The following is a 24,704-nucleotide window of genomic DNA, read 5'->3' as shown; positions in this document are numbered from 1 at the left end:
CACCACTGCCGACGATGCGCCTGATCGAACACGAATCTCCCTTTACTGATTGCCCCGCTACAGTAATCGACGCCCTCCCCACAGAAGCAGTTGATGCCGCAGCCAGGCATCTGCGCGATATTCTTGGCATCGCGTTCGAACATGCGCATCCGCAGACTGCGGTGGTCGTATTCGATGCGCGCTGCGCGCTGGCGATTGCGCTGACCGAGGCGTATCGGCGCTGCCTGCCCATGGCGACATTCATCGACTTTGATGCAGTCGCACCGACGGCCGTGATTGCGGCTTTTGCGCTGCTCGCGCCGTCGGACCTCGTGGTATTGATTCAATCGACCAATTTTCGCCTGGACGCCTTCCGCATTCGTGTCGAGCTCTTCAAGCGCGACCTGAAGGTGATCGAGCATCCGCATCTGGTCCGCATGCCCGGGCGGGAAGCGCTCTACTACATCGAGTCGCTGGCCTATGACCCGGCGTATTATCGTGACGTTGGCCATGCCCTGAAGGAAAAGATCGATCGCGCACGCAGTGGCGTGATCGACAGCGGCGGCGAGCGCCTGGTCTTCGGCTCGCCTTTTGAGCCGGCCAAGCTGAATGTCGGCGATTACCGCGGAATGAAAAACGTCGGCGGCCAGTTTCCCATCGGTGAAGTTTTCACGGAGGCGAAGGATCTGGAAGCGGTCAACGGCCGCGTGCGCATTTTTGTGTTTGGCGACACGTCGTTCGCGGTCAATCGCCCGGACACACCGATCACGCTGGAAATCACCAATGGACGCGTGACCGGCACGGTCGATTCCACGCCAGAATTCGACCAGGTGCTGACCAATATTCGCGCCGATGAGGGCGAGGTCTGGTTGCGTGAACTCGGCTTTGGCATGAACCGCGCTTTTTCCAAGGACCGGATGGTCAGCGATATCGGCACCTACGAACGCATGTGCGGCATCCACCTGTCGCTTGGCGCCAAACACGGGATCTACAACAAACCCCAGATCAGGCGCGCAAATGCCCGGCATCACATCGATGTCTTTGCCGTCACGGAAACGATGATGCTTGGCGATGAAGTGGTGTATCGCGACGGCGCCTGGCAGGTCTGACAGGTCCCCGGCCTCTTCAGATTGCCCGAGGCGCAAAGTCCGTCATTTCAGGAACCGGCACGTTGCGCAGCGCAGGTATCGACAAATGCCTGGATATCATTCACTGAATCGATCAGCTCGACATCGAAATCGACATCGGAAAAATCGATGTCGAACGCCTCCTCCAGGAACATCACCAGCCGCGTCATCGACAGCGAATCGAGCCTGCCGCTGACGAAGAGGGAACTGTCATCGGCAAAGTCGGAGCGATCCCCGGCGTCACGCAAACGCTCCATCAGGAACTCGCGCAATTTTATTTTAGCGGTGTCATCCATCATCAAAGTCCAAAGAGGCTGGCAAAAAAAGAAAACCGATCCCGCAATGAAAGGATCCGCGTACCATCGCCAAAGACATGCAGGCAGACGAAAAAGCTCCAGACGCACAGCACCGACCACAAGCTGCCCATGAATGTCGGCGATGGCTTTCGGCCTGCGCTCATCCTGGCCTGCGAAATGCCGATGCCGGTCGCCAGCACGACGCAATAGAACAGGTAGCTCGCATAGCTTTCGGCGGCCGGCCACAGGCCCATGATCGCAACGGCCTCGATATCTCCGATGAAGTGGTAAATCGCATTGCCGACGCCGGCTGCCATGAATGTTGCGAAAAACACCCGCAGGCGGGGATGCTTGCGGAACACCCGAAGAAATGTCGGGAAGAAGAAAAACTCGACCAGCAATTCCTTGAAGTAGTAATAATAGCGATTCCAGAATTCCGCGAGCGTGCGCGACTCCAGCGGTCGCCAGGTGTTTCGCGGCAGTCGGTAGCCGGCCAGACGCGCCACCGCAATGATCTTGTGGCCCCAGATCGCCAGCGTCAAGGTGCCGCCGAACGTCGCCCAGACCAGACTGGCCCAGTTGCTCCAGATCGGCAAGGGCGCGCCTTTCATGAATGCCGCATAGGCAAGTTCCGGCCTGGGGATGCCCAGCCGGACTTCAAACAGTTCCACCAGAACTTTATTCACCAGTATGAGAAGCAGTGCCCAGGCCAGCAGCTTCAAGCCCTTCAGCTGCGTGACCGCAAGCTCTTCAGCGCTCTTCGATTGATGCTTGCGCAGAAACGCCGCACCTTTTCCGAGCGGCGTCGCCGACGATCCCCAGAAAGGATGCAAGATGCCCACCTGGAAAAGCAGCGGACCAGGCTCGCGCGAGCGCTGGTCCATTAGCGCATAGGCGAAAAACCAAATGTACGCAGTGAAGACCGTCAGGAATGCCCACAATGCCGCACGGGGCAGACCGTGGAGAAGCGGTGCGCTTGCCAGGCCGCACAGCAGCGCTGTCACACCGAGCAGGCTCACCACCGGCCGGCGCGCAAGAAAGAGTGTCTTGTTCCGGCGCACCAATGCCAGTGCGCCGCAGGCACAGGCAAAGTACACGATCAACGCTGCTGCGCCCAGCGTCGGCGCGAGCGCCGCCTGCAAGCCCTCCTGCAACAGGATTGCGCCGGTTCCCGCCAGCTCCGCCTTGGGATTGCGTACCACTGCGGTAACGGCGCCGGCAAGCACAATCCAGTTGCGCCATTTCGGCAGGTAGGCGAATGCCGCCGCCAGCAGGACGAACAGGACGCCGACGCCCGCCAGCCGGGCCATTGCAGCGCATAGCCCGACAAGTACCACTTTGCCGATCGCCGACTGGGCCAGGCGCACCACGCGCTCGCGTTGATCGATGGCCCAGAGGTCGCGCAGCTGGCGGCTATTTGCGCCTTGCGTGCCGACTTTGCCGAGCGATTTTTCGATCAAAGCCGGGTCGGTCATCATTCCATCCCGGATTCGAGGCGTTGACGCAAGGCCTTGCGGTCGACTTTGCCATTCGAGTTCAAAGGCATGTCCTCTATGGCGAAGATTCGGCTTGGAATCATGTAATGCGGCAGGCGTGCCTTGAGCGCCCGGCTGATCTGAGCATCGTCGATGATGCTGGCGCCGACAAAGGCCACCAGGCCTTGCGCTGCGCCCTCCACCATAGGCCAGGGCACCGACGCCACCATGTCGGCATCGGCGACGACGCGCAGATGGGCATCGATCTCTTCGAGTTCCACCCGATGCCCCATCACCTTGACCTGGTTGTCCATGCGGCCGAGCCAGTGGAAGGTGCCAGTGGCATCGCGCATCGCCAGATCGCCGGTCAGATACCAGCGCTTGCCGGCAAACGTGGCAAAGCGTGCATTGGTCAGTTCCGGGGCGTTCAGGTAGCCGATCGCCAGCTGCACGCCAGCCAGCGCCAGTTCGCCGACGCAATTATCCGCAACAGGATTGCCGGCCGCATCCAGCACCGCGGCTTCACTGCCGGGCAGCGCCGTGCCAATGGCCACCACGTCGCGTCCTGGTGTCAACGGCGTCGGTTCGGCAAGCAGCTGGCTCAGGCAGTACACCGTCACTTCCGTAGGCCCGTAAAAATTGTGGATCGTACTGGCAGGCGCCGCCGCTTTCCATGCCTCGACTGCGCCTTTGGACAATTGTTCGCCGCCGAAAACCGTCAGCCGCAGTCCTGGCAGCGCGGACGGGCCCAATGCCTTTACCTGCCGCAGCATGCCGACGAGCGAGGGCACGGAGTTCCATACCGTCAGTGCATTCTCCCGGGCGAACTTGACCGCATTCATGACCCGCGCGGCGGGAAGCACATGCAGCGAAGCGCCGGCTTCCCAGGTGCAGAACATGTTGTGCAATGAGACGTCAAAAGTCAGTTCGCAGGTTTCGAGCGCGCGGTCCGTTTCCCGCAGTCCCAGCATTGCTGTCACCGTCTCGACGTAGTGGCGAATCGCGCCGGCGGCGATCATCACGCCCTTGGGAATGCCGGTGGTGCCCGAGGTGAAGATGATATAGGCGGTGTCCGTTGCCTTGACATGCGCGGGCTGGCTCTGGCCCGGTGCGCTCGCTGCCAGCGCCTGGGGATCGAGCCAGGCAATCCTGCCGTCGTCCGGCGGGCCGGACGGTGCAACGGGTGGCGCGGCGCCCAGCACGCAGACCAGCGGCGGCCCGGCTTGCAATACCTTCTCGCTCAACAGCCTGGCGCCCTGCGCATCGGCGACAATCGCCGAAAGATTGCAGAGCGACAGAATCGTGAGAAGCCGTTCCTCGGGCAATTTGAGTCCAAGCGGCACATAGGTTGCGCCTGCCCAGCTCGCCCCCAGCAAGGCAATGCAGGCATCGGCGCTGCGCGATGCCAGGATGCCCACACGCGGCTGCGCGCCATTTTTTCCTGTCCATCCGGGACTGTTTTTCAGGCATTCGGCCAGACCCGCCGCCTGCGCGGCAAGCTGGCCGTAGGTGAGGTAACTGCCTTCAAACGAAAGCGCAAAGGCTTGCGGAGTGGCTTGGCTGTGCCGGTGCACTGCACTCGCCAGGTTGAAAGTCATTGCATCGTTTTCCATATGCCAGCCTCCCGTTGCTTTCTGCATGCACTTACTGCGCGACTATTCCGCCAATGCAAAGGCAAACATCCCTGCGGCTTGTTCAATGCAGATGAAAGGAAAGTATAGGCACAGGGTCAATCCAGGCTATTTGCGCATAAACAGATTTGGCCATAAAGGCACCCGTAAAATCAAACAGGAAAATCCCGTTTAAAACTTGTCTGCACACAATGCCATTCTCACCAAGGGTATCGACAATCAAGTTGAGAGACATCAAATCTTCATAGGCCGAATCCAGTAAAAGTGAACGCCTGCGTGTATTTCCTGGGATGAATTCATTTCCCGATAGTTAACAGTAACAAGTTGAAACATATCGGGATGCATCGGCGGAATTCATCTATCCTTTGGCCGGAATCGCTTGTGCCGTCGTCCTACTCCATGGAGAAAAAAATGTCAAAATTTAAACGCCTGATCGCCTCATCCCTGATCGTTTGCCTGACCGGTCTGAGCTTGCCCATGCAGGCATCCGCCGCGATTGTCAGCACGCAGGAAGCAGCGGGGACAAGCAGCATGGCTGCCGAACGCGACCGCGTGGCCGGTTTCTTTTCACGCGACGATGTCCGCAAATCGCTGGAATCGCAAGGCGTCGACCCGCAGGCGGCAATCGATCGCGTCGCCACCCTGTCGGATGCGGAAGTGCAGCAACTGGCCACGCGTATCGACAATGCGCCGGCCGGCGGCGATGTCCTCGGCATCATATTCACGATATTTATCGTTTTATTAGTGACCGACATCCTCGGATTCACGAAAGTGTTCCCGTTCACCCGCTCGATTCGATAAGTAACGGATGCGTAAGAAACTTGCGCTTGTTTGCCTGAGTTTGTGGCTGACGGCATGCGCGACGCCACAAATGGCGTCGCTGCAGCAGCGCTGGCCCGAGGCGCTGCCCGCCTCGGCCACGGTCGCCGACGTGCCTTTTTATCCGCAAGACGATTATCAGTGCGGCCCGGCGGCGCTGGCCATGGCGGCAGGCGCCGCCGGCACGCAGCTGCGGCCGGAAGATCTGGTCGAGCAGGTTTACCTGCCGGCACGCCAGGGCTCGCTGCAACTCGAGATGCTGGCAGTCGGCCGCCGCTACGGCTTGCTGAGCTACCAGCTCAAGCCTGGTGTGGAAAACCTGCTACAGGAAGTAGCGGCCGGCAATCCGGCCATCGTTCTGCAAAATCTTTCGTTTTCATTTTCCCCTGTGTGGCACTACGCCGTCGTGACCGGTTTTGACCGCAGCCGCAACATGCTGCGGCTGCACTCGGGCCGCACCAGGGACATGGAAATGTCGCTGTATACCTTCGAGCGCACCTGGGCGCGCGCGGACCAGTGGGCCATGCTGCTGCTGCCCCCCACCCGCCTGCCCGCCACCGCAGATGCGCCTTCCTATGCCGCCGCCGCAGCGCTGCTGGAGCTCACTGCGCCAAAAGCGGCGCAGACAGCCTATGCGACGGGCTTGCGCAAATGGCCGGGCCAATCCACCCTGATGCTCGGCGCCGGCAATATGGCGTATGCGCTTGGTTCGCTCGATGCCGCCGTCGCGGCGTATCGACAGCTGACAAAGCTGCATCCGGCGTCTGCCGACGGCTGGAACAACCTGGCGCAAGCGCTGCTTGACCAGGGCAAGAAAAAAGAAGCCGCCGTCGCTATCCAGCGCGCGGTCGTGCTTGGTGGGGCGAGGCTGCCGCGCTATCTGGAATTGCAAAATGAAATACAAGGCAGGCGGTAAGGCAGGGTCAGGTCTTGCCTTGTGCCTGGCCCACCACAGCGACTCACTGAAGGCTCCCCGGCTACAATGGTACTTTTCCTCATACCGGGCAAAGCCATGACAGAAGACACCGTTCGCCTTGCCAAGCGGGTTGCCGAGCACTTCCACTGTTCGCGCGCCGACGCCACGCACTATATCGAAGGGGGCTGGGTCAAGGTCGATGGCAACATTATCGAAGAGCCCGGCTTTCGGGTAAGGCCGCAGGCACAGCTTGAACTGCAGCCTGATGCGGTCGCGGAACCGGCACAAGCGGCCACCTTCTTGCTGCACAAACCGTCCGGCATGGATGCCGCAGATGCGGTGCAACTTGTCACCCCGGACAATCGCAGTGCGGATGACCGTTCCGGCTTCCGTTTCCTGAAACGGCATCTGGCGGACCTGTCCAATCCCGCACCACTGGAAACCGAGGCCAGCGGCTTGCTGGTGCTGACCCAGGATTGGCGGGTAAAACGCAAACTGACGGAAGATGCGTCGCGCATCGAGCATGAAATCATTGTCGATGTAGCGGGTGCCATGATTCCCGAAGGCTTGGCACAGCTCAACCGCAGCCTCATCTTTCAAGGCAAGGCCTTGCCGCCGATGAAGGTCAGCTGGCAAAACGAAGCCCGCTTGCGCTTTGCCGTCATGGCCCCACCATCCGGGCTGATTGCGCACGCATGCGCCCTGGTCGGGCTGACGCCGCGTGCTGTCAGGCGCATTCGCCTGGGACGCCTGCCAATGGCCGGATTACAGCCGGGACAATGGCGGTATGTGCAGGACTATGAACGATTCTAATTTCCGTCACGAGCTGGCATAACTTGCGGCAAGGTTCAGATCACCGCTGACATCATTTGCTTTCTGTGGATACAGGCAAAGCGGTCTGCTGTTACACACCAGATTGACAGTATCGGCCGCAGTCGTCATTGCTACCCGGCCCGGCACAAGCGCCCCTTCGGGCACAACCGGCGGTGCGCTTGAGCGCCACGCCCTTTTTCGTTCACTGCACCGCCCTGATCATCCTGATGAACTTTCCCGTGCCTTCTCGGTCATACCATCCATATAGATGGCATATGGCTGGTTAGCGGATGGTAAATGACGTCCCTTACCCAGCAAAACTGACAAGGGACAACAAATGATTGCGCCAGAAAAAAGCCTCAGAGTTGGCGAAACAGAAAAAATCACGATCAACCTCGGGTTGATCGATCTTGGGCAAATCGACTTGCTGGTACAGGAGGGGTTTTATTCGAACCGCACCGACCTGATCCGCACGGCCATCCGCAACCAGTTGCAGACCCATGCGGACGTCGTCAGGCAAACCGTGGCGCGCAAGAGCCTGATGCTGGGCCTCCAGCATTATTCCCGCGCCGACCTGGAAGCCCTGCGCGACGCAGGTCAAAAGCTGCAAATACAGGTATTGGGGCTGGCCAGCATCGGGGCCGATGTCAGCCCTGAACTGGCGCTGGCCACCATCGATTCCGTCACCGTGCTGGGTGCCTTGCACGCCAGCGCCGCCGTCAAGGCCGCTTTGGCCGGACGGATTCATTAACCGCATCCCATTCGAAAGACTGCCATGAGACTGGACGACACCATGCTCGCGAACATGCGCGAAGCAACCCAAATATTGCAATCGCAAGGGCCCATGGCGGCGACCGCAGCCATCCAGCGCGCCCTGCACGGTGCAGGCACGCCCGGCGGCATGCCGCATTTCGACTGGACGGCGCCGCCGATGCCGGGGGCAGGCACGCTGCACGACATCAACCCCGCGCCCGACTGGAAACCGGGGGCCATGCCGGCGGGTGCCGCGCAGGGATCCGACATTCTGTCGCGCCTGCGCAAGCTGGCCGGCGGCAAGTGGGCAGGCCACTCCGCGGCGCAAGCAGTCGAAGACGTCGTTTTCGACACGGCGCCCGGAAAATTCCTGGCGGGCACTTGCAGCAACAGCGCCGGCACCCGTGCTTACAAGCTGTATATCCCCAGCGGCTATACCGGACAGGAGGAATTACCGCTGATCGTCATGCTGCATGGCTGCAAGCAGAATCCCGATGACTTCGCCGTCGGCACCCGCATGAACCACGTCGCCGAAGAAAATAATTGCCTTGTCGTCTATCCGGGACAGGCACAGGGCGCCAACGTTTCCCATTGCTGGAACTGGTTCAAAGCCGGCGAGCAGCAACGCGACCAGGGTGAACCTTCGATCATTGCCGATATCACGCGCAAGATCCTGGCGGACTACAAGGTGGACAGGCGGCGCGTGTATGTCGCCGGACTCTCGGCCGGCGGCGCGATGGCGGCGATCATGGCCGACAGCTATCCCGAGCTGTATGCCGCCGTCGGCATTCATTCGGGATTGCCGGCAGGCGCCGCGCATGATTTGCCTTCCGCCTTCGCCGCCATGCGCGGCGGCATGCGCGGCACGCGCGGTGGCGGCAACGGTGCACGGAAAGGCAAGCCGGTGATCGTGTTTCATGGCGACCGCGATCACACGGTCAATCCCTGCAACGGCGAGCAGGCGCTGGCACAATGCGTGGCGGACAAGGCGGACAACATGGCGCAGCCAGGCAGCACGCCGGCCTCCGGCCTCAAGGTGGAAAGCGGCCAGGTACCCAACGGCCGCAGCTACACCAGGACGGTCCAGCACGATGACGCCGGCAAGGCAATCGCCGAGCACTGGAGCATTCATGGCGCCGGCCATGCCTGGTCAGGAGGCAACAGCCAGGGTTCGTATACCGATCCCAAGGGACCGCATGCCGCCCAGGAAATGCTGCGCTTCTTTACCCTGCACCAGCAGCAGGAATAGCAACGGAATAGCACAGGAATAAGCAGGCATAAGGAGGCGCCAGTGCCTCCTTTTTGCAAGACTCAGGGCTTGCGGCGCATTTTCTGCATCAATGCATCGAATACGCCGCGCGCATCCGGATCGCCCAGCACCTCTTGCGGCACGGATGCGTCGTCATGCTCGTCGGCATATTCTTCCGCCAGGTTTTTCCAGCCCTTGCTGGCGGCGAACAGGCTGAATGCTTCCGGCGCCTCCAGCACGATCAGCCTGTCGTCCTGCTGGCCCGGATCGCCCGGACCGAAGTCGGGCCCGGCATAGCCCAGCGCCCGCAGCCTGGCAAGTATCTGCCGGATCACCAGTGCATCCTCGAACAAGGGCGCATCCTCCATGGATGCCGCGAAATCGACATACACATCAATGATGCCGTAGCCCTCGTCGAAGATGCGGATGCCCTCGATTTCCCAGGCACGCCCCAACGAATCATGGAGACGAAACGGACCACTCAAGCGGATCGTGTTTTCATGGTGCATACGGCAGAGTACACCAGTTGCGGCATGCTGTGAATGAATGACCGGGGCAAAGATGCGACAATGGCGGCATGTGCAGCAGCCTGCACGCTTTTAGATAACAGGAAAATGCATGAATGATGTTTTGACCATTGACGAATACGCCGCCCTGTCGGAGCTCCTGGCATCGCCCAAAGGCGGCCGGCCCAGCGCCTGCGTGGCAAGAAACACCAAAAAGCTGACGGGCCTGAAGTACCTCGCCCATGACAAATCGGGCAAGCTTGGCTTGACCGACAAAGGCAGGCAGACGCTGTTCGTGAAAAACTGCGTGGATGGCTTGCGCGCCGTGTCCACCGATCCTGCCGTGAAGCTCGATGCCGGCGTGTTGATTTTCCTGGAAAAGAAAGGCCATGTGGTGCGCAATGCCGCAACTGGCCAGCTCGAACTGACCCAGCGCGGCCGCGAGACCCTTGCGGATATCGATCAAGCGTAAATTCGGAAATTCGGGGTCAGAGTCAATTAAATCATTGAACGATTCACGAGCTGACGCCGATTTACCATCCAAGCCCGAACCGCTGCGCCAGCAGCACCGCCATGCCGGCGATGAACGGCAGCCACGGATTGCGCCAGCGCAGGGCGACTGCGACGGCGGCAACTGCGGCGGCCAGCTTGGGATTGAATGGCTGCAGGCTGCCTGCCACCAGCACCACGTCCGGCACCACGATCGCCGCCAGCGCGGCGGCCGGCGCGTAACGCAACGCCCGCTGCACAAACGGCGGCAGCGCCACGCGGGACCCGAGCAGGATGAAACTGGCACGCGGCAAAGTCGTGGCAAGGCCGATCAACAAAAAGATCAGCCACAGGGAATCATCGTAATTCATGCCGGCGCCCGTTTCGTCTGCCAGTGCTCGGCAAGAAAGCCGGCGCCGATGCCGCCGATGATCGCCACAATGACGCCAAGCCGCAGCGGCATGCCGTGCAACAGCACCGCCAACGATCCGCCGGTTGCCGCCGCTACCAGCATCGGGCGGAATTTCGCCATTGGCAGCAAGATCACGATCAGCGCGATGGTCGCCATGAATTCAATCGACCAGCTGCGCGGAATGGCACCGGCGGCGAGCACGCCGGTGAGCGCAAAAATTTGCCAGAGCAGCCATGACCAGACCGAAGGCGCCAGGTAATAACCAAGGCGCCAGTGCCGGTCTTCCTCGGTGAGCATTTTTTCCAGGCAGGCGGCGAACACGCCATCGATCAGCAGGTAACTGGAAAGCCAGCGAACGCCGGCGCCGATATCGCGAAAGCCGCGCGCGATCGCCGCACTGAAGATCAAAAACCGCAGGTTCAGCACCAGCGCCGTGGTGATAATGAGCCACGGCGGCGCGCCGGCGACGATCAGGGGCAAGGTGCCGAGCTGGGCGACGCCGGCAAACACGATCACGTTCATGCCCATCGCCTGCAGCGGCGTGAAGCCGGCAGTCACCATTGCCACGCCGGTGACCAGCGCCCAGGGAATCAAGCCGATCGACTGCGGCAAGGCGACACGGAATCCTTCCCGTGCGCCTTCCCGAAAACTTGCCTGCATACTTTGCTCCGAGATCAAAAACACGCTGCAATGTATCAGATTAACAAAGGGCAAGCAGCATCGAAATGCAACGGCCATACCGAATCGATTGACGATCCCCCAGGCATGAAACTTTTCCTTGCGAAAATCATCTAGACATCATCCGCGCCCCGCACAAATCCGGCGCGGCTGTCATTGCAGCCAGAGTAAAGCCGTTTTCATGCGTCCCAGAGTCACCTCGGTCGGATTGATCATGCCGTCCCGGCCGGCAGAAGATTTCGAATATCCCGCACATATCGATCGCGCCAGCCTGGCAGCCTTGCCGCCCAAACCGGGCGTGTACTTCTTCCGCAACCGGGCGGGCGAACCCCTCTACATCGGCAAGAGCGTGAACCTGCGCGCACGCGTGCTGGCGCACCTGCGCGCGCCGGAGGAAATGGCGATGCTCGCGGAAAGCCGCCACGTCGATTTCCTGCCAACGGCCGGCGAGATCGGCGCCTTGCTGCTGGAGTCACACCTGATCAAGCGCTACCAGCCGGCCTACAATGTCTTGCTCAGATTTGCCGGCGAATCGTTCGCGCTTTACCTGAAAGGCGAAGACAGCCGCCCGCAGGTTATCGGCCACAGCGAAGCCGGCGGCGCCGAAGCGGCCGGACTGCATGGCTTGTTTGCCTCGCGCAGCGAGGCCGAGCAGGAATGGCGCGCGCTGGTGCGGCGGCATCAGCTATGCCCGGCGCTGCTGGGCCTGGAGACAAGCACCCATGGGCGCGCCTGTTTCGCGCACCAGGTCGGCCACTGCCGCGGCGCCTGCATCGGCCGCGAAACCCTGCAGGCGCACCGGCAGCGCCTGCAACTGGCGCTCGAACAGCTGAACGCCGCAGTCTGGCCCTATGGCGGACCGATCGGCATCGTCGAGATGGATGCACAATGGCGCCAGGTCCACGTCATCGACCGCTGGTCGTATCTCGGCTCGCTGGAAGGACGGCGCCGGAAAATCGCCCTCCCCGCCCGCCGCCACATTGACATCGATACCTACAAGATCCTGGCCCGGCCGCTGGCTGCGGGCACGCTGACATATGTCACTGGCGAGCTTGAACACAACCGCGCCAGACAGGCTTGCGCAATATTTCGCGAGGCTTAGGTCCGTCCGGGAAGTAGCGGCAGACAGCGGCAGACGCCTGCGCTGCAGCCGCGATGCCGCCGCATGCATGAAAACGTCGGTACCACACAACACAAGCACATTGCTCTATAATTTAGAACGGTTACAGCTATAAAAATCAGATCGAATCCGGTGGAGTGTAGCAATAATGGCAAAACAAGGAAATTGCAGATGAGCGTTGCTGACCCCACCGAAGGCCTCTGGTTTTCATTCCATATCGGGACGGAGGAATACATCGGCTTCATCTCCGATGACGCCCTTTGCATCCACTTCAAGGCAAGCGATCGCAGCGAGCGCCAGCTCATGCGTGCATACAAGGAAAACCACTGCTTGATTGACCTGGCAGCCCGTCAGAAATTTCTCGACGGCGCCCCCAGGCCGATCAAGCTGACGGTGGCCGATTTTTCTCATGCCGCGCAAGCGCCGGCAGAAACGCCAGTGCCAGCTTCACCGCGTAAAGCACGACCAGTGTACCGAGGAAGTCCCCGAGCACCATCACAAAGAAGCCGGACATGACAGCTTCGCCACGCAGCAGCAACCAGAGATGATGCAATGCGGGGTTGGCAACGGAATACGCCAAGCTCAGGAACAGCAGCCGCTTCGCATTCAGATTGACCAGCGATGCCTGCAATCCGTACATCTGCTGCGCCAGTTTATAGACCAGGTATGGCGCCGCCGCGGACGCGATGCCGCCGGCGAATGAACGCATGGGATCATCGGGAAAAAAATAAAAGATGCAGGTAATCCAGGAAGCGATCAATATGCCGACGGCGCCCGCGCCGGCGAACAGCAGCGTACACAGCAGCCGCATGCCGGCAGGCAGGTAAATCCAGTTCATCCCGCGGGTAAATTCGAAGCCGGTACTGTTGAACAGCCATTCGTTTGCGACAAAGACCAGCAGGAAGAGGATGGCTGAACCGACAACCATCGCGGCCTGGAGGCGTAGTGACGACATCATGATTGCGTATTGACGTAAAATGAATCCGGACTTAATAACGATCTACAGCAAGTAGACTACTTGGGAAAGAAAGCTCCCTTATAGCGACATTAACACTGTTTTAGCTTGCAATGAAGAAATGACACGCCCCGCCGACATCTACTTGCGCTTCTTGCAATTGACAGAAGCCATTCGCGGCCTGCCGTCCCTCCCCTCGCTGGATCCCCTCGAAGAGCGCATTCTGGCGTTGGTTGCACGGACCACCCAGGAAAAAGAGCGGCTGTCCGTCAGGGATATGATGGCAAAGGACGAGCTTGGATCACCCGCCACAATTCACGGCCGGCTAAAGTCCATGCGCGAAAAGGGCTGGATCATGCTGACGGACACGGAAGATACGCGCCGCAAGCAAATTGCGTTGACCCAAGCCGCCCTGCTGCATTTTGACAAACTCTCCAGATGCATGACGCAGGCGACCAAAGGCTAGGAAAATATCCCTGGCCATATTTGCAAGCTTATAATCCTGCGCTTCCCTGCTTTTTTGAAATAATCACTCCACCATGCTTCTTGAGGATGCAGACAAAGTTTCTTCGCAGGGACTTTGACAATCATCTGCCAATAAGCCTATTGCAGCGCCCTCCCTCCCCTTGAATAACACTTGAATGTTTGGCAGAGCTCAATGTGAAAGCCGAGCAGGCCAAGAGAATTGCATTGATGGTGAGATGCGATTGAAAAATAGCCTGTGGAACGCATCACCCATCGGGATCAGTTCCATCGGGATCAATTTTTCGCTGTAAATTTTTTACCCATTTGCCCGTAATTTTTACCGTTCGTGTTGAATAAATCAACAGCATGCATGATGCACCCCTGTTTTTACAGATTTTCCGAGCTCAAAATCCAGGCACAAAACGTGCTCTCAAAAAAATAGTTATCAGGTTAAAAACGCCGTAGCTTCTTTACCCAAATGATGATGACTACCGAAGAAAATTATCTCTTCAAGTAATTGTACCTATCGCTAAAGTAATTGTACGTAGAGCTAATTAATTCCATGCGTAATTTTAAAAAAGGAGCCGTCATGAAAAAGCTTTTAGCATGCCTGTCCGTCGTCTTTGCCATGGGCCTTGTTGCCTGCGCCCCCACAAAAACTTCCCGCGGCACCGGCGAGGTGATTGACGATGCGTCCCTCACCACCCGGGTGAAAACTGCAATTGCGCAAAGCGAGGGAATGGGTGAAGCATTGGCGATTAATGTCGACACCTATCGTGGAGAGGTATCGCTGGCCGGATTTGTCGATAACGACATGCAGGCGCGCAAAGCCGCGGAGGTGGCACGCAAGGTACCCGGAGTGACTTCCGTGAAAAATAATCTGCAAGTCAAACCACGCGAAAAATAGAAATTTGGCCGCAAGAACCTGGGCCCTGGCGTTCTTTTCGCCGGGGCCATCTCTTGTCGGCTCTGCGCCAAACAATTAATGCAGCAGATTCTCTGCAATCCCCGTTTTCAGCAGACGGGTACAGCGGTCGGCAGCAAGTGGCGGGCTGAAATAATTTCCCTGACCTTCGTCGCATTCCAGCGAAGTAAGAAATGAAAACTGCTTCCTGGTTTCAACTCCCTCCGCAATCACCCGATACTTCAGGCTGATGCCCATGCCAGTGACGGCAGTCACAATAATGCGGTTCCTCGCAAGTTCCGGAATGCCGCGCACGAACGATTGGTCAATTTTCAAGACATCAATAGGAAATTCTTGCAGATAACTTAAACTGGAATACCCGGTACCAAAGTCATCGATTGCCAGCTTTACGCCAATACTTTTAAGCGTTTGAAGGATTTCATTGCTGAACTGGGAATCTGGCATCAATACACTCTCGGTCAACTCCAGTTCGAGACAGGCCGGATCCAGCGCCGTTTCCTGCAAAATATCACGCAGATCTTGCAAAAAATTCTGATTGTGAAACGCCAGCGCAGAGATATTGACTGCTGTTGAAATCGGTTTGAATCCCGCCTCAAGCCAGAGTTTGGTTTGCCTACAGGCCTCACGCAGCACCCAGCGGCTGATGGGGACAATCAGGCCGCAATCTTCGGCAATCGACACGAAGTCACCCGGCAGCATCAATCCCCGCTCGGGATGGTGCCAGCGAAGCAGCGCTTCCACACCGGTAATTTTTCCCGTCTTGAGATTGACCTTGGGTTGGTAATACAAGGAAAATTCCTGCGCTTCCAGGGCGCGGCGCAGCCCCACTTCAATAAACTGTCGCTCCACCGCCCGCCGGTTCATCGCCGCATTGAAAAATTGGTAATTGTTGCGTCCTTTTTTCTTGGCGTAATACATCGCGGTATCGGCATTTCTGATCAGCGTATCGGCCTCCTCACCATCGGCCGGAAATGTGCTGATGCCGATGCTGGCGGTGATATGGAATGCATATTGCTGAATGCGATGCGGCTGGGCAAGGGACGCGATAATCTTTTCTGCGGTATGCGCAGCGGCTTCCGCGTGCCTTTCTTCTGTCACCAGGATAACGAACTCGTCGCCGCCCAATCGACTGACGGTATCAGAAGCGCGAATGCAGTTCAGCAGGCGTTGGGCAACCGAAGCAAGCAACTGGTCGCCGGTGGCGTGGCCGTGCGAGTCGTTAATATTTTTAAAATTATCCAGATCCAGAAACAGCACGGCAAGGGTTGTGCCATTGCGCTTTGCCAATGCAATCGCGTGCTCAAGGCGATCAATGAGCAAAATGCGGTTAGGCAGATCGGTCAGGGAATCATGATGTGCCTGATAAGTCATCTTCTGCACCATCAAAGCCTGGGCCGGGCCAATATCGCGGAACACGATCACGGCACCGCGAATTTTTCCACGCCGATCATAAATCGGCGCGACGGAATCTTCAATGGCGGCTTCCTGGCCATTGCGCCGCACCAGCAAGGCATCGGCGCGCAAGGCGAGCGGCCGCATTTCCTGAATCACTTGCACCACTGGATCATTGAAGGATTTGCGATTGATATTATCGACCAGCGGGAACACTTCGGCGACCGGATGGCCAATCGCTTCGGCCTTTGCCCATCCAGTCATGCGTTCGGCCGTATTGTTAAGATAGGTAATCCGCCCTTCACTATCGGTGCTGATCACACCGTCAACGATCGAATCCAGCGTAACCGCCGCCCGTTCTTTTTCGATGAACAAGGCGTCTTCGACTTGCTTGCGGTGTATGGTGTTGCGCAAGGCCTGTGGCAATAGTGCATTACGAAAATGCCCTTTCAATATATAGCCTTGCGCGCCGCGCTGGACTGCTTCCTGCGCCAGATCCATCTCGCCTTCAGTAACCAGCGTCATGATGGGAACCGGAGCAGCAGCTTCAAATAATTGATCGAAAGTGCGCATCCCTTTGCTGTCAGGCAGAAAAAAATCCATCAGAACGATGTCGATCCCATCCCCCGTAAGCCGCTGCATGGCGCGGGCAAGAGTGCGTACCCATTCGATGTCAAAAGGACCGTCTATTGCTTGTGGCAATACATTCCGTAAGGCTTCAGCTTCTTCTGCACGGTCAGAGACAATGAGTACAAGATTTGACATGGTCAATCTATATTTCGAAGCAAAAAAACTCGGCAACTGTGACATAAAAATGTGATGCGAAAATACTTATTGCTGCGCTTAATCAAAAATAATAGACACTTCAACAGGAACCAAGTTCGCTCATAAAGCGTCGTTTCTGTGTAAGAGAGGCTTGTTCGCAACCCGTACGAATTTTATTTGAATACCGATGAAAATCGCCTTTTTCGCTCCGCATCAAAAGGCGCAGCGGCTAAAGCGGACGGTACTTCAATGCAAGATCAAAGCCTGCGGTCATCGGCTATAGAGCGACCGCCGATGTACCCACTGCCCCCGCTGCAGTCAATTCGGAAATTGCACTGAAATCCGGTTATTCCGCAACGCCGTGCGATTCCACTCGCCGGCACTCACCTGCGGCGTGACCGGCGGATATTCGACGCCTGGCGTGCTCATGCCGTTGGTAACGAGGCGGATACTGATACGGCCGTCTTGCAGCGGCGCCAGGTTTTTTTCGAATGTCTGGTATTGCAGGGTCAGGTAGTCATTGATGAGGAACTGCGCGTTGAGATCTTTCTGCATTTTGCAGTTACTGACACGCACGTCGCTGCGCGCCAGCCGCAGCGTGTTTGTCTCATCCTGTTCGAGACAGAAATTGCCAAAGTTGATATTGACCACCAACGGCCCGCGGTAGCCGCCGTCGGCCAGCAGTTGCACCAGCTGATGCAGGTTCGACAGCCGCGCCCCGCTCAGCGGCTGCTCGCCATACTCGAAGTGGAAATCGGCATGCTGGGCCCAGCTGAGTGCCTGCAGCAAGGCAGGATGGATGGAACCCGGTACATCCTTGGCTCTGTCCTGGAACGCCGGCGCAACCGCGGCCACCGTCATCATGGAGCGGTCGAGGCTTTTCGCTTCCAGTGCTGCCAGGACTTTTTGCGAGGAAGCCGCGACATCGGCCTGCATCTGCACCAGCAGATACCCGAATACCACCGTCACGGCGATGGACGCCGCCAGCAGCAGGCGGTTTGCCAGAGATCCTTTGCGCCGTTCGGTCGCGAGCGCAGCAGCGACCGCCGATTTAATGCTGGCCAGGGAATTGCCGGCGACGCTGGCTTCCCTGCTGGCTGCCTTGTCGATGCTGGTGGACAAGCGCTTGAGGATGAATTGCGTACTGTTATTGAGATGGGTTTTGATATCGGCGATATGGAGCTCGAACAGGCGTCCGACCTGCAGCCGCACTTTGTCGAGATCGGCGGCATCCGTCGTGGCCTGTTCTCTGGTCGCAACGATTTCCATGACGGGTTCCGCCGCCACGGCCGTCTGGCTTGCCGGCGCATCGGGCACCGGCGCGGCGCCTGCCGTGCCCATGCGGATATTCAGGCGCTCCAGCACCTGCTGCAGATTGGCCGGCTGCATGGCGCCCTTGGACAGGACGCCCTGCGCCCCCAGGGCGATGGCCTGGCTGACGAACAGGTCGTCATTTTGCGAGGAATACATGATTACCGGGATCAACGCGGTATGGGGGTTGGCCTTGATGGTCTTAAGCGCTTCAAACCCGGTCATGCCGGTCATTTGCTGGTCAAGGAAGATGACCGCCGGATGGTTGTAGCTGAGGTAGGCCAGGGCTTCCTCTGCCGATGCTGCGACATCGATCCTGAGATCATAGGTTTGCAGCATCCGGTTCAGCAGATACTGCGCAGTTTTCGAATCGTCGACGATCAGTGCCTGTTTGCGGTTCATATGTCTCCCCACCCTTGCCCATGCGTTGTTTCGCACTTGTATGTCGGCCTATGTTAAGTGATAACCAGGCTGACGCGAACATCCCTCTCGATATGTGTTATTTTTGCAACATTCAATATATAGGGTCAGAGTCGTATTGCTGAAGGTAAAAAAATGGGCCTTGCGAAACCGTGATGCTGCTCGGCCGCGCATGCACGGGGAACGATGCCTTGTCGAGGAATTTTCCGGTCGAAGCATCGATCAGGCGCAGAAGGACGCTCCCAAGTCCTGAAGCCTGGGTTCGCTGCCTGCATGAAGATTATTGATGTGCGCGCTGGCGCACGGGGTTGCCGCCCTGCGCTCAGCTCGGGGGAGTAAGGAAAATAAAACGGTGCATACCTGTCTCCTGAGCCGGGTTTGTGGCATTACATGCCATTTTTATAATTGAAATAATGTTACGTTAAAACCGGGACTGACAATACTGGCATTTCGACTATACAGGCCGATGCCATCTCTTGTTATGATTGCTGGATCTCAAGCAGACTATTTGTTTATCATCCAGCAATGCACCCAACGCAACAACTTTCCGTGCTCTTCGTTTGCATGGGCAACATCTGCCGTTCGCCGACGGCCGAAGGCGTATTCCACAACCGGGTGGCAGCGGCCGGACTGACCGACGCCATCCGTATTGATTCCGCCGGCACCCATGCTTACCACGTCGGCAATGGTCCTGATGCCCGCTCGCAGCAACATGCCGCCCGGCGCGGCTACGATCTGTCGCAGCAGCGCGCGCGCCAGGTGGCGTCTGACGATTTCAGCAAATTCGATTTTGTGCTGGCAATGGACCGCGACAACCTGAGCCGCTTGCAGGCCGCATGCCCGCCGCAGCATCGCCACAAGCTGGGCCTGTTCATGCAGTATGCGCGCCACTCCCCCTCCGAAGTGGTGCCCGACCCATACTACGGCGGCAACAGCGGCTTTGACTTGGTGCTGGATTACATCGAGGATGCGTCGGACGGCTTGCTTGATGTCTTGCGCAAGGATCTCGTCATCGATTCCCGCGTCGCCTAAAGCCATGCCGATGCTGATCGTGGCGGGCCTGTGCCTGCTTTATCTCGGCTGGCTGGTGGGCAAGCCGTATTACGTCGAATACCGGCGCGCGCAGTTTCGCAGCCGCCCTTTTCCGCCGGCATGGCTGACCATCCTGCGCCGCCGCGTGCCGTACTACCGGCTCCTCCCCGCCGATCTGCAAGCGCAACTGCGCGGACACATGCAGGTCTTTATCGCGGAGAAGGATTTCATCGGCTGCGCCGGCCTGGAAGTCAACGACGAGATGCGCGTGACCATCGCCGCGCAAGCCTGCCTGCTGATCCTGAACCGCAAGACCGGTTATTACCCGAAGCTGGAACGCATCCTGGTGTATCCGGGCGCTTTCATGGTAAAAAAACAGGAAGTCGACGAGGCTGGCGTGCACTCGGAATATCACGATGAACTCGCCGGCGAATCCTGGGGCGAGGGCCAGGTGATCCTGTCATGGGAAGATGCGGTGGATGACGCCAGGTTCTTCGGTGACGGCCGCAACGTGGTGATCCATGAATTCGCGCACCAGCTCGACCAGGAAAAAGGCGTGGCGACCGGTGCGCCGATCCTGGCGCGCGCCGAACACTATCGACCCTGGTCGGAAGCCCTGGGCGCGGAATACCTGGCATTGCGCCAGCAGGCCGATGCCGAACTCGACAGCCTGTTCGACTATTACGGCGCCGAACATCCGGCGGAATTTTTCGCAGTGGTCACCGAAGTGTTTTTCGAACAGCCGCAGGAAATGGCCACAATGCACCCGGAGCTATACCGCCAACTGAAGAATTTTTACCGGGTGGATCCGCTTAGCTGGCGCTGAGGATTTGGACGGGCGCGGCCTCGTCTGCCAACGCCAGCCGCGCCATTTGCAGCGCGCCCTCATAGGAAATGGCGGCCGCGATGAACAGGCCGTTATGGCAGAACACCGCATCGGCCACGCCGCAAGCCGCCGCCAGTTCGCCGCCCTGCAAGCCGGCCCAGGCCGCCGGCAAATCCCGGCGCGCCTCGAAGGTATCGGCGGTGGCGGGAACGGTATGCAACATGTAGCGATTTTCGGCGATGCTGTGGCTGATCACGAACAATACTTCCGGCATCTCCTTGCGCACGATCGAACTCCACGGCAGCGCGGCATTTTCCAGCAACAGCAGGCGCCCGCCCTCCAGCCTTCTGGCCTGACGCACCAGGCTGGCCGCCAGCATGCTGCCGACGCGGTAGCGCACCTGGTTGATCAGCACGTCGGCCATGCATGCCATTGCGCGCAAAAACTGGCGCTGGCGCAATTCCTCGGCTGCCGCGGGTGTGCCTGCCTGCTGCTCGTCGAGCCAGTTTGGATTAAAGCCTGACACCACTGCCGACAAACCATAGCCGCCCGGCGCGTTGCGCGCCGTGCCCGTGTCGGACATGTCGAGGTATTGCACCACATCCGTATCGATGGCATAGGCAATATCCTGCGCCTCCTTGCCGGCCAGCGCGTGGCCGGCATGCTTCTGCGCCAGTAGCGCCACGCAGCGCGCGCCGTACTCGCGCCATACCAGGCCGGCGCTGGCATACAGCACGCCCGACTGGCGCGCGCCGGAAAAACCCTTTTGGTGGTGGTCGAAGCGCCCGGATTGCGGCTCCCAGACGCCGCCGACATCGACCGCGAAATCGGCCGCAGCGATGCGTTCCAGGTCGCGCGTGCGCAGCAGTTCACAATCCGGGAAGACCTGATCGAGCACCATCACGGCCCAGACATCGTCGGCGTGAAATTTTCCGGAATGGGTGGCAATGATCACAAGGGATTCCTTCTTGGCAGGTGAAAAATACAAGGGGGTAATTGCGCAATTTTACAGGGGAGCCCGCAAGCATTTGATTTTAATTTGCAACATCACCGGAACGGATCATTTGCGCTGCCACAACCGACGGCCCGACCGGCTCCATATACTGACCTAACCGGCAAGTATTCTACAAACACTTCGGCACAGCCACTTCGGCCCATTGACTGTATTGTTTGATGAACTTGCCGGACAAACCATTCACTGGTCCCAGGAGACTTGCCATGATCCTTGCACGCTGGAGCATCGATGCCCGATTCGGGCATAAACAGACAGTGATCGAATTCATGATCAAATGGCAAAAAGAAATCGGCAGCACGATCGGCTGGAGCGAAACGCGCATCATTACCGGGTCGGTCGGCGCACGGGAATCGACCATACAGGCAGAAATCCTGCTGAAAAACCTCGCCGAGCTTGATGCATCCTGGGACAAACTGGCGACCAATGCCGCCCACAAGCAGTGGGGCAAGGACCTGGAGCCCTTCATCGTTTCCGGCACGCCGCGCTGGGAAGTCTTCCGCATCGTTGCCGATAGTGCCAGCCTGGCGAAATGAGTGGCGAGTGGTGCCAACGTGCAAATGCACGCATTTGCACGCATTTGCAAAAAGGGCAGCTTGCCGGACAGGTGGTGCGGCATGATCCTTCCGGTGCGATAGAATGTCGATCCCGACAGACCCGGAATACCGGGTCTGCTTTTTCCTGATCAGACACCACATCGCATCAAATATGGATATCCCTGCTTTTCTCAAAAAACTCGACGATATGCCCGAAGCGGTCGCCTTCACCGATACCATGGCAGTCATCGAAGCAGTCTATGCATTCACGCCAGCAGCGTTTACGAATGGCAGCCTGCGCAATGAAGCCGGCCAGAATTCCGGCTCCTGCAAATTATTTGCCTTTGCCTTGTTGAACCAGTTGAGCGAGCAGCAAACCCTGGCTTGCTTCGGCGCCTATTACCGCGACGATGTATTGAAGCATCCCGAAGCGACCGACCACCAGAACATCCGCAATTTCATGACGACCGGTTGGGCCGGCGTGAAATTCGAGAGCATGCCGCTGACGGCGAAATAAGCGGTGCCCCCGGGCGCTTGCCGTAACGGCGCACGCCCGGGAAAGGTCAGCGCGCACTAGATGCGAATCTGCGGCAATGGTCCCGGCAGAATGCCGAACACAGACAGCACTATCCAGATCAGTAAAATAACAAATAGAACACGAACGATCTGTGCCACCGGCGACGGTAGCGGCAACATGCTGATTAACCACCAGATCAGCCCGAAGACGACCAGATAAATGATAAGACTGATGATCATGTTCATGCTTCGCCCCTTTGAGACTTGCGCTTTTTCACGGCAGACGTTCTGACAACACAAGGGACATCGACAATGCTTGCGTGTATTTGCTGCTATTTGCCATATTTCGATTCAGCGGAAGCCACACAAGCGTCCTTGGCAGGACCCGACAAGGCATCGCATTTTTCAAGCGCAACTTTATAGTTCGCCTCGCGCGTCTCCGCAGCCGCCTCTGATTTCGATTCGCGCACTTCCTTGCTCATCTCTGCTTCAGATTTCGCCTTGGTCTGCGCTGCCTTCGCTTCTTTGATGCAGACATCTTTTTCGTTACCCGTTTTGGCGTCACATTTTTCCTTTGCCACGGCGTAGTCCGCATCGGCCGCCACCTTGCGCGCCTTCATGCGTTCCTTGTCTGTATTTTTATACTTGGCTTCGGCATTCGCCTTACTCTTTTTTTCCGCCGCTTTGGCTTCTTCGACGCAAACGTCCTTTGGATTCCCGCTTAGGGCATTGCATTTTTCGCGTGCCATTTTGTAATTGGCAGATGCGCTTTCCTTTTCTGCCTGATAGGTGGCTCTCGCCTCATCGGTCGCGCCAATTGCAATCGAGACGAGACCTAGGCTTGTGGCGCCGAACAAAAAACCCGCAAGTATTTTTTTCATTTTTTTCCTATATTTCCGTTGTTATTGTGTGCACTGCGCATACCTGGAGGTGTCCCGCAACGTCATGCATATTGCGAACAGAGATATACCTCGAGCTAGCCATCCCTATGACGTTCTTCAAAAGCCTTGATCTGCTTTTCAGCCTCATCCTTGTTGATGCCATAGCTTTCCTGGATTTTCCCGGCTAGCTGATCGCGCTTACCGGCAATCTCGTCGAGATGATCGTCGGTAATCTTGCCCCATTGCTCCTTTACCTTGCCTTTAAACTGTTTCCAGTTTCCTTCAACGATATTCCAATCCATTTCGAACTCCTTTCCTGGCAAAATCCCATTCCCTCAAACCCGCGTGCATATGATATGCCAATACGCATATCTATCCATCGTCAAACAATTTTTTTGATAAGGTGCAAATGGGGCTGCATCAAAATTTCCCACCGTCCTAAAATCAGGGCATTGCGGTAGCAAAAGAAGAGGCAGCTTGATTTATCTCGGTAGCAGGCATTGGACCAGGCAACTATCGTGTCATCTTGCAGTCACATTCAAATGTTTTCTTTTGCTCTGGCTTCCGCCGCCTTGATCAGCGTAGCAACATGTTGAAACTTGCCGCTGCGCTCTTTTCATTTACTGCATTGCTCTACCTCGGCGCTTGCGGCTACCTCTATGCCAACCAGCGCTCCCTGCTCTACTATCCGACCCCGGCGGCGCCAGCGCCAGGTGCTGAACGCATCGCCCTGCGCAGCGATGGCGAAACCCTGCAAATCCTGCGGGCCGGTCCGGCACAGGGAAGTGCGCTGATTTATTTTGGCGGCAATGCCCAGGATGTTTCGCGCCTGATTCCGCTATTCGTGAAGGCATTCCCTGGCCGATCGGTATACCTGGTGAATTACCGCGGCTATGGCGGCAGCAGCGGCAGTCCCAGCGAAGCCGCCTTGCTGCGGGATGCGGTGACGGTATTCGATTTCGTGCGGAGTCGACATCCGGATGTGGCCGTCATCGGCCAGAGCCTGGGCAGCGGCGTCGCCGTGTTCCTGGCGACGGTGCGGCAAATCGCCAGGCTGGTGCTGATCACCCCCTATGACAGCATTGAAACCGTGGCAAAAAACAGCTTCCCGCAGTTCCCGGTTTCACTTCTGCTGAAGGACAAGTTCCTGTCGTCGACGCGCGCCGCCAGCGTCCGCTCTCCCACCCTGATCCTGCTGGCCGAACGCGATGAAGTCATTCCCCGCGCCAGCTCCGATGCGCTGATCGCGTCTTTCCATTGGCTGCGACCGGTGGTCGAAGTTGTCGGCGGCACGACGCACGATTCGGTGTGCGCCGCCGACGCTTGCCTGAAACGACTGGCGGACTTTTTGCACGGATAGACAGGGACGCGCAAACCATTCGCCGGCTTGCAATCCGCCCTACAA

30 protein-coding genes are annotated in these 24,704 nt (G+C 58.1%); 15 read left to right on the top strand and 15 right to left on the bottom strand.

What is annotated here, in order from left to right:
* The first annotated feature begins 14 nt into the window (after positions 1-14).
* A complete protein-coding gene (locus D3878_RS21775; RefSeq protein WP_233556423.1) occupies positions 15-1,088 on the top strand; it encodes a M29 family metallopeptidase in 1,074 nt (357 codons plus the stop codon).
* A gap of 47 nt (positions 1,089-1,135) precedes the next feature.
* On the opposite strand, the gene D3878_RS21770 is transcribed toward D3878_RS21775, so the two are convergent.
* From D3878_RS21770 to D3878_RS23940, 4 genes are all read right to left on the bottom strand, one after another.
* Positions 1,136-1,405 (bottom strand): acyl carrier protein, encoded by a 270-nt coding sequence (locus tag D3878_RS21770; protein WP_119787378.1) that lies wholly within the window; start codon positions 1,403-1,405, stop codon positions 1,136-1,138.
* Entirely contained in the window at positions 1,405-2,880 is a 1,476-nt protein-coding gene (locus D3878_RS21765; protein WP_147384056.1) for a hypothetical protein, read from the bottom strand. Before D3878_RS21765 ends, D3878_RS21770 begins: the two co-directional genes overlap by 1 nt.
* A complete protein-coding gene (locus tag D3878_RS21760) occupies positions 2,877-4,490 on the bottom strand; it encodes an amino acid adenylation domain-containing protein (RefSeq protein ID WP_158592348.1) in 1,614 nt (537 codons plus the stop codon). Before D3878_RS21760 ends, D3878_RS21765 begins: the two co-directional genes overlap by 4 nt.
* A gap of 82 nt (positions 4,491-4,572) precedes the next feature.
* Positions 4,573-4,743, bottom strand: a complete 171-nt coding sequence (locus D3878_RS23940; RefSeq protein ID WP_158592347.1) for a hypothetical protein — start codon at positions 4,741-4,743, stop codon at positions 4,573-4,575.
* A 176-nt stretch (positions 4,744-4,919) separates the two neighbouring features.
* On the opposite strand from D3878_RS23940, the gene D3878_RS21755 reads away from it, so the two are divergent.
* The 5 genes from D3878_RS21755 to D3878_RS21735 all read left to right on the top strand — a co-directional run bounded on the left by D3878_RS21755 (position 4,920) and on the right by D3878_RS21735 (position 9,058).
* A complete protein-coding gene (locus D3878_RS21755; protein ID WP_119787375.1) occupies positions 4,920-5,309 on the top strand; it encodes a PA2779 family protein in 390 nt (129 codons plus the stop codon).
* Between the two features lie 7 nt (positions 5,310-5,316).
* Positions 5,317-6,243 (top strand): PA2778 family cysteine peptidase, encoded by a 927-nt coding sequence (locus D3878_RS21750; RefSeq protein ID WP_119787374.1) that lies wholly within the window; start codon positions 5,317-5,319, stop codon positions 6,241-6,243.
* A gap of 96 nt (positions 6,244-6,339) precedes the next feature.
* A complete protein-coding gene (locus D3878_RS21745) occupies positions 6,340-7,056 on the top strand; it encodes an rRNA pseudouridine synthase (RefSeq protein ID WP_119788074.1) in 717 nt (238 codons plus the stop codon).
* Between the two features lie 337 nt (positions 7,057-7,393).
* On the top strand, positions 7,394-7,807 hold the full coding sequence (locus D3878_RS21740; RefSeq protein WP_119787373.1) for a CopG family transcriptional regulator: 414 nt from the start codon (positions 7,394-7,396) through the stop codon (positions 7,805-7,807).
* Positions 7,808-7,831: 24 nt separating this feature from the next.
* Positions 7,832-9,058 (top strand): extracellular catalytic domain type 1 short-chain-length polyhydroxyalkanoate depolymerase, encoded by a 1,227-nt coding sequence (locus tag D3878_RS21735; RefSeq protein ID WP_119787372.1) that lies wholly within the window; start codon positions 7,832-7,834, stop codon positions 9,056-9,058.
* Positions 9,059-9,120: 62 nt separating this feature from the next.
* Here the strand turns inward: D3878_RS21735 and D3878_RS21730 are convergent, their stop codons facing one another.
* Positions 9,121-9,567, bottom strand: coding sequence for a hypothetical protein (locus tag D3878_RS21730; RefSeq protein ID WP_233556422.1), 447 nt, complete (start codon positions 9,565-9,567; stop codon positions 9,121-9,123).
* A 109-nt stretch (positions 9,568-9,676) separates the two neighbouring features.
* Between D3878_RS21730 and D3878_RS21725 the strand changes: the two genes are divergently transcribed.
* The gene (locus tag D3878_RS21725; protein WP_119787371.1) at positions 9,677-10,036 is read left to right on the top strand and encodes a hypothetical protein; all 360 of its coding nucleotides are present in this window, start codon (positions 9,677-9,679) and stop codon (positions 10,034-10,036) included.
* A gap of 61 nt (positions 10,037-10,097) precedes the next feature.
* Here the strand turns inward: D3878_RS21725 and D3878_RS21720 are convergent, their stop codons facing one another.
* Positions 10,098-10,424, bottom strand: a complete 327-nt coding sequence (locus tag D3878_RS21720; RefSeq protein WP_119787370.1) for an AzlD domain-containing protein — start codon at positions 10,422-10,424, stop codon at positions 10,098-10,100.
* Positions 10,421-11,125: an AzlC family ABC transporter permease gene (locus tag D3878_RS21715; protein WP_119787369.1), complete on the bottom strand. Its 705-nt coding sequence runs from the start codon at positions 11,123-11,125 to the stop codon at positions 10,421-10,423. The genes D3878_RS21720 and D3878_RS21715 overlap by 4 nt, the downstream gene beginning before the upstream one ends.
* Positions 11,126-11,324: 199 nt before the next feature.
* On the opposite strand from D3878_RS21715, the gene D3878_RS21710 reads away from it, so the two are divergent.
* Positions 11,325-12,245, top strand: a complete 921-nt coding sequence (locus D3878_RS21710) for a GIY-YIG nuclease family protein (protein WP_119787368.1) — start codon at positions 11,325-11,327, stop codon at positions 12,243-12,245.
* Between the two features lie 225 nt (positions 12,246-12,470).
* On the opposite strand, the gene D3878_RS21705 is transcribed toward D3878_RS21710, so the two are convergent.
* Both D3878_RS21705 and D3878_RS21700 read right to left on the bottom strand, forming a co-directional pair.
* Entirely contained in the window at positions 12,471-12,674 is a 204-nt protein-coding gene (locus tag D3878_RS21705; protein WP_119787367.1) for a hypothetical protein, read from the bottom strand.
* Positions 12,646-13,221, bottom strand: a complete 576-nt coding sequence (locus D3878_RS21700; protein WP_233556421.1) for a hypothetical protein — start codon at positions 13,219-13,221, stop codon at positions 12,646-12,648. The genes D3878_RS21705 and D3878_RS21700 overlap by 29 nt, the downstream gene beginning before the upstream one ends.
* Positions 13,222-13,339: 118 nt before the next feature.
* On the opposite strand from D3878_RS21700, the gene D3878_RS21695 reads away from it, so the two are divergent.
* Both D3878_RS21695 and D3878_RS21690 read left to right on the top strand, forming a co-directional pair.
* Positions 13,340-13,684 carry a winged helix-turn-helix domain-containing protein gene (locus D3878_RS21695; protein WP_119787365.1) on the top strand — a complete coding sequence of 115 codons (345 nt, stop codon included), beginning with the start codon at positions 13,340-13,342 and terminating at the stop codon, positions 13,682-13,684.
* A 561-nt stretch (positions 13,685-14,245) separates the two neighbouring features.
* Positions 14,246-14,590, top strand: a complete 345-nt coding sequence (locus D3878_RS21690; protein WP_199688225.1) for a BON domain-containing protein — start codon at positions 14,246-14,248, stop codon at positions 14,588-14,590.
* Positions 14,591-14,665: 75 nt separating this feature from the next.
* Here D3878_RS21690 and D3878_RS21685 read toward each other — a convergent pair whose 3' ends face one another.
* Together D3878_RS21685 and D3878_RS21680 are read right to left on the bottom strand one after the other, a co-directional pair.
* A complete protein-coding gene (locus D3878_RS21685; RefSeq protein ID WP_119787363.1) occupies positions 14,666-16,765 on the bottom strand; it encodes a putative bifunctional diguanylate cyclase/phosphodiesterase in 2,100 nt (699 codons plus the stop codon).
* Positions 16,766-17,083: 318 nt separating this feature from the next.
* Positions 17,084-18,478 carry a response regulator gene (locus D3878_RS21680; RefSeq protein ID WP_119787362.1) on the bottom strand — a complete coding sequence of 465 codons (1,395 nt, stop codon included), beginning with the start codon at positions 18,476-18,478 and terminating at the stop codon, positions 17,084-17,086.
* Between the two features lie 543 nt (positions 18,479-19,021).
* Between D3878_RS21680 and D3878_RS21675 the strand changes: the two genes are divergently transcribed.
* Positions 19,022-19,528: a low molecular weight protein-tyrosine-phosphatase gene (locus D3878_RS21675; protein WP_119787361.1), complete on the top strand. Its 507-nt coding sequence runs from the start codon at positions 19,022-19,024 to the stop codon at positions 19,526-19,528.
* A 4-nt stretch (positions 19,529-19,532) separates the two neighbouring features.
* Positions 19,533-20,354, top strand: coding sequence for a M90 family metallopeptidase (locus tag D3878_RS21670; RefSeq protein WP_119787360.1), 822 nt, complete (start codon positions 19,533-19,535; stop codon positions 20,352-20,354).
* On the opposite strand, the gene D3878_RS21665 is transcribed toward D3878_RS21670, so the two are convergent.
* Positions 20,341-21,309 carry an MYG1 family protein gene (locus D3878_RS21665; RefSeq protein ID WP_119788073.1) on the bottom strand — a complete coding sequence of 323 codons (969 nt, stop codon included), beginning with the start codon at positions 21,307-21,309 and terminating at the stop codon, positions 20,341-20,343. The two genes, D3878_RS21670 and D3878_RS21665, sit on opposite strands and share 14 nt — an antisense overlap.
* Before the next feature lie 263 nt (positions 21,310-21,572).
* Here D3878_RS21665 and D3878_RS21660 point away from each other — a divergent pair, with 263 nt between their 5' ends.
* Both D3878_RS21660 and D3878_RS21655 read left to right on the top strand, forming a co-directional pair.
* The gene (locus D3878_RS21660; RefSeq protein WP_119787359.1) at positions 21,573-21,902 is read left to right on the top strand and encodes a hypothetical protein; all 330 of its coding nucleotides are present in this window, start codon (positions 21,573-21,575) and stop codon (positions 21,900-21,902) included.
* 103 nt (positions 21,903-22,005) lie between these two features.
* The gene (locus tag D3878_RS21655; protein WP_233556420.1) at positions 22,006-22,419 is read left to right on the top strand and encodes a HopJ type III effector protein; all 414 of its coding nucleotides are present in this window, start codon (positions 22,006-22,008) and stop codon (positions 22,417-22,419) included.
* A 56-nt stretch (positions 22,420-22,475) separates the two neighbouring features.
* On the opposite strand, the gene D3878_RS21650 is transcribed toward D3878_RS21655, so the two are convergent.
* The 3 genes from D3878_RS21650 to D3878_RS21640 all read right to left on the bottom strand — a co-directional run bounded on the left by D3878_RS21650 (position 22,476) and on the right by D3878_RS21640 (position 23,601).
* Positions 22,476-22,664: a Thivi_2564 family membrane protein gene (locus tag D3878_RS21650; protein WP_119787357.1), complete on the bottom strand. Its 189-nt coding sequence runs from the start codon at positions 22,662-22,664 to the stop codon at positions 22,476-22,478.
* 86 nt (positions 22,665-22,750) lie between these two features.
* On the bottom strand, positions 22,751-23,299 hold the full coding sequence (locus tag D3878_RS21645) for a hypothetical protein (protein WP_119787356.1): 549 nt from the start codon (positions 23,297-23,299) through the stop codon (positions 22,751-22,753).
* Between the two features lie 95 nt (positions 23,300-23,394).
* Complete coding sequence (locus tag D3878_RS21640) at positions 23,395-23,601, bottom strand: CsbD family protein (protein ID WP_119787355.1); 207 nt, start codon at positions 23,599-23,601, stop codon at positions 23,395-23,397.
* A 287-nt stretch (positions 23,602-23,888) separates the two neighbouring features.
* Between D3878_RS21640 and D3878_RS21635 the strand changes: the two genes are divergently transcribed.
* Positions 23,889-24,659, top strand: coding sequence for an alpha/beta fold hydrolase (locus tag D3878_RS21635; RefSeq protein ID WP_119787354.1), 771 nt, complete (start codon positions 23,889-23,891; stop codon positions 24,657-24,659).
* The last annotated feature ends 45 nt before the right edge of the window (positions 24,660-24,704 follow it).

The organism is Noviherbaspirillum sedimenti (assembly GCF_003590835.1).
GTDB lineage: Bacteria > Pseudomonadota > Gammaproteobacteria > Burkholderiales > Burkholderiaceae_D > Paucimonas > Paucimonas sedimenti.
The sequence above is the reverse complement of the archived record's forward strand: the minus strand, read 5'-3'. Positions and strand labels throughout refer to the sequence as shown.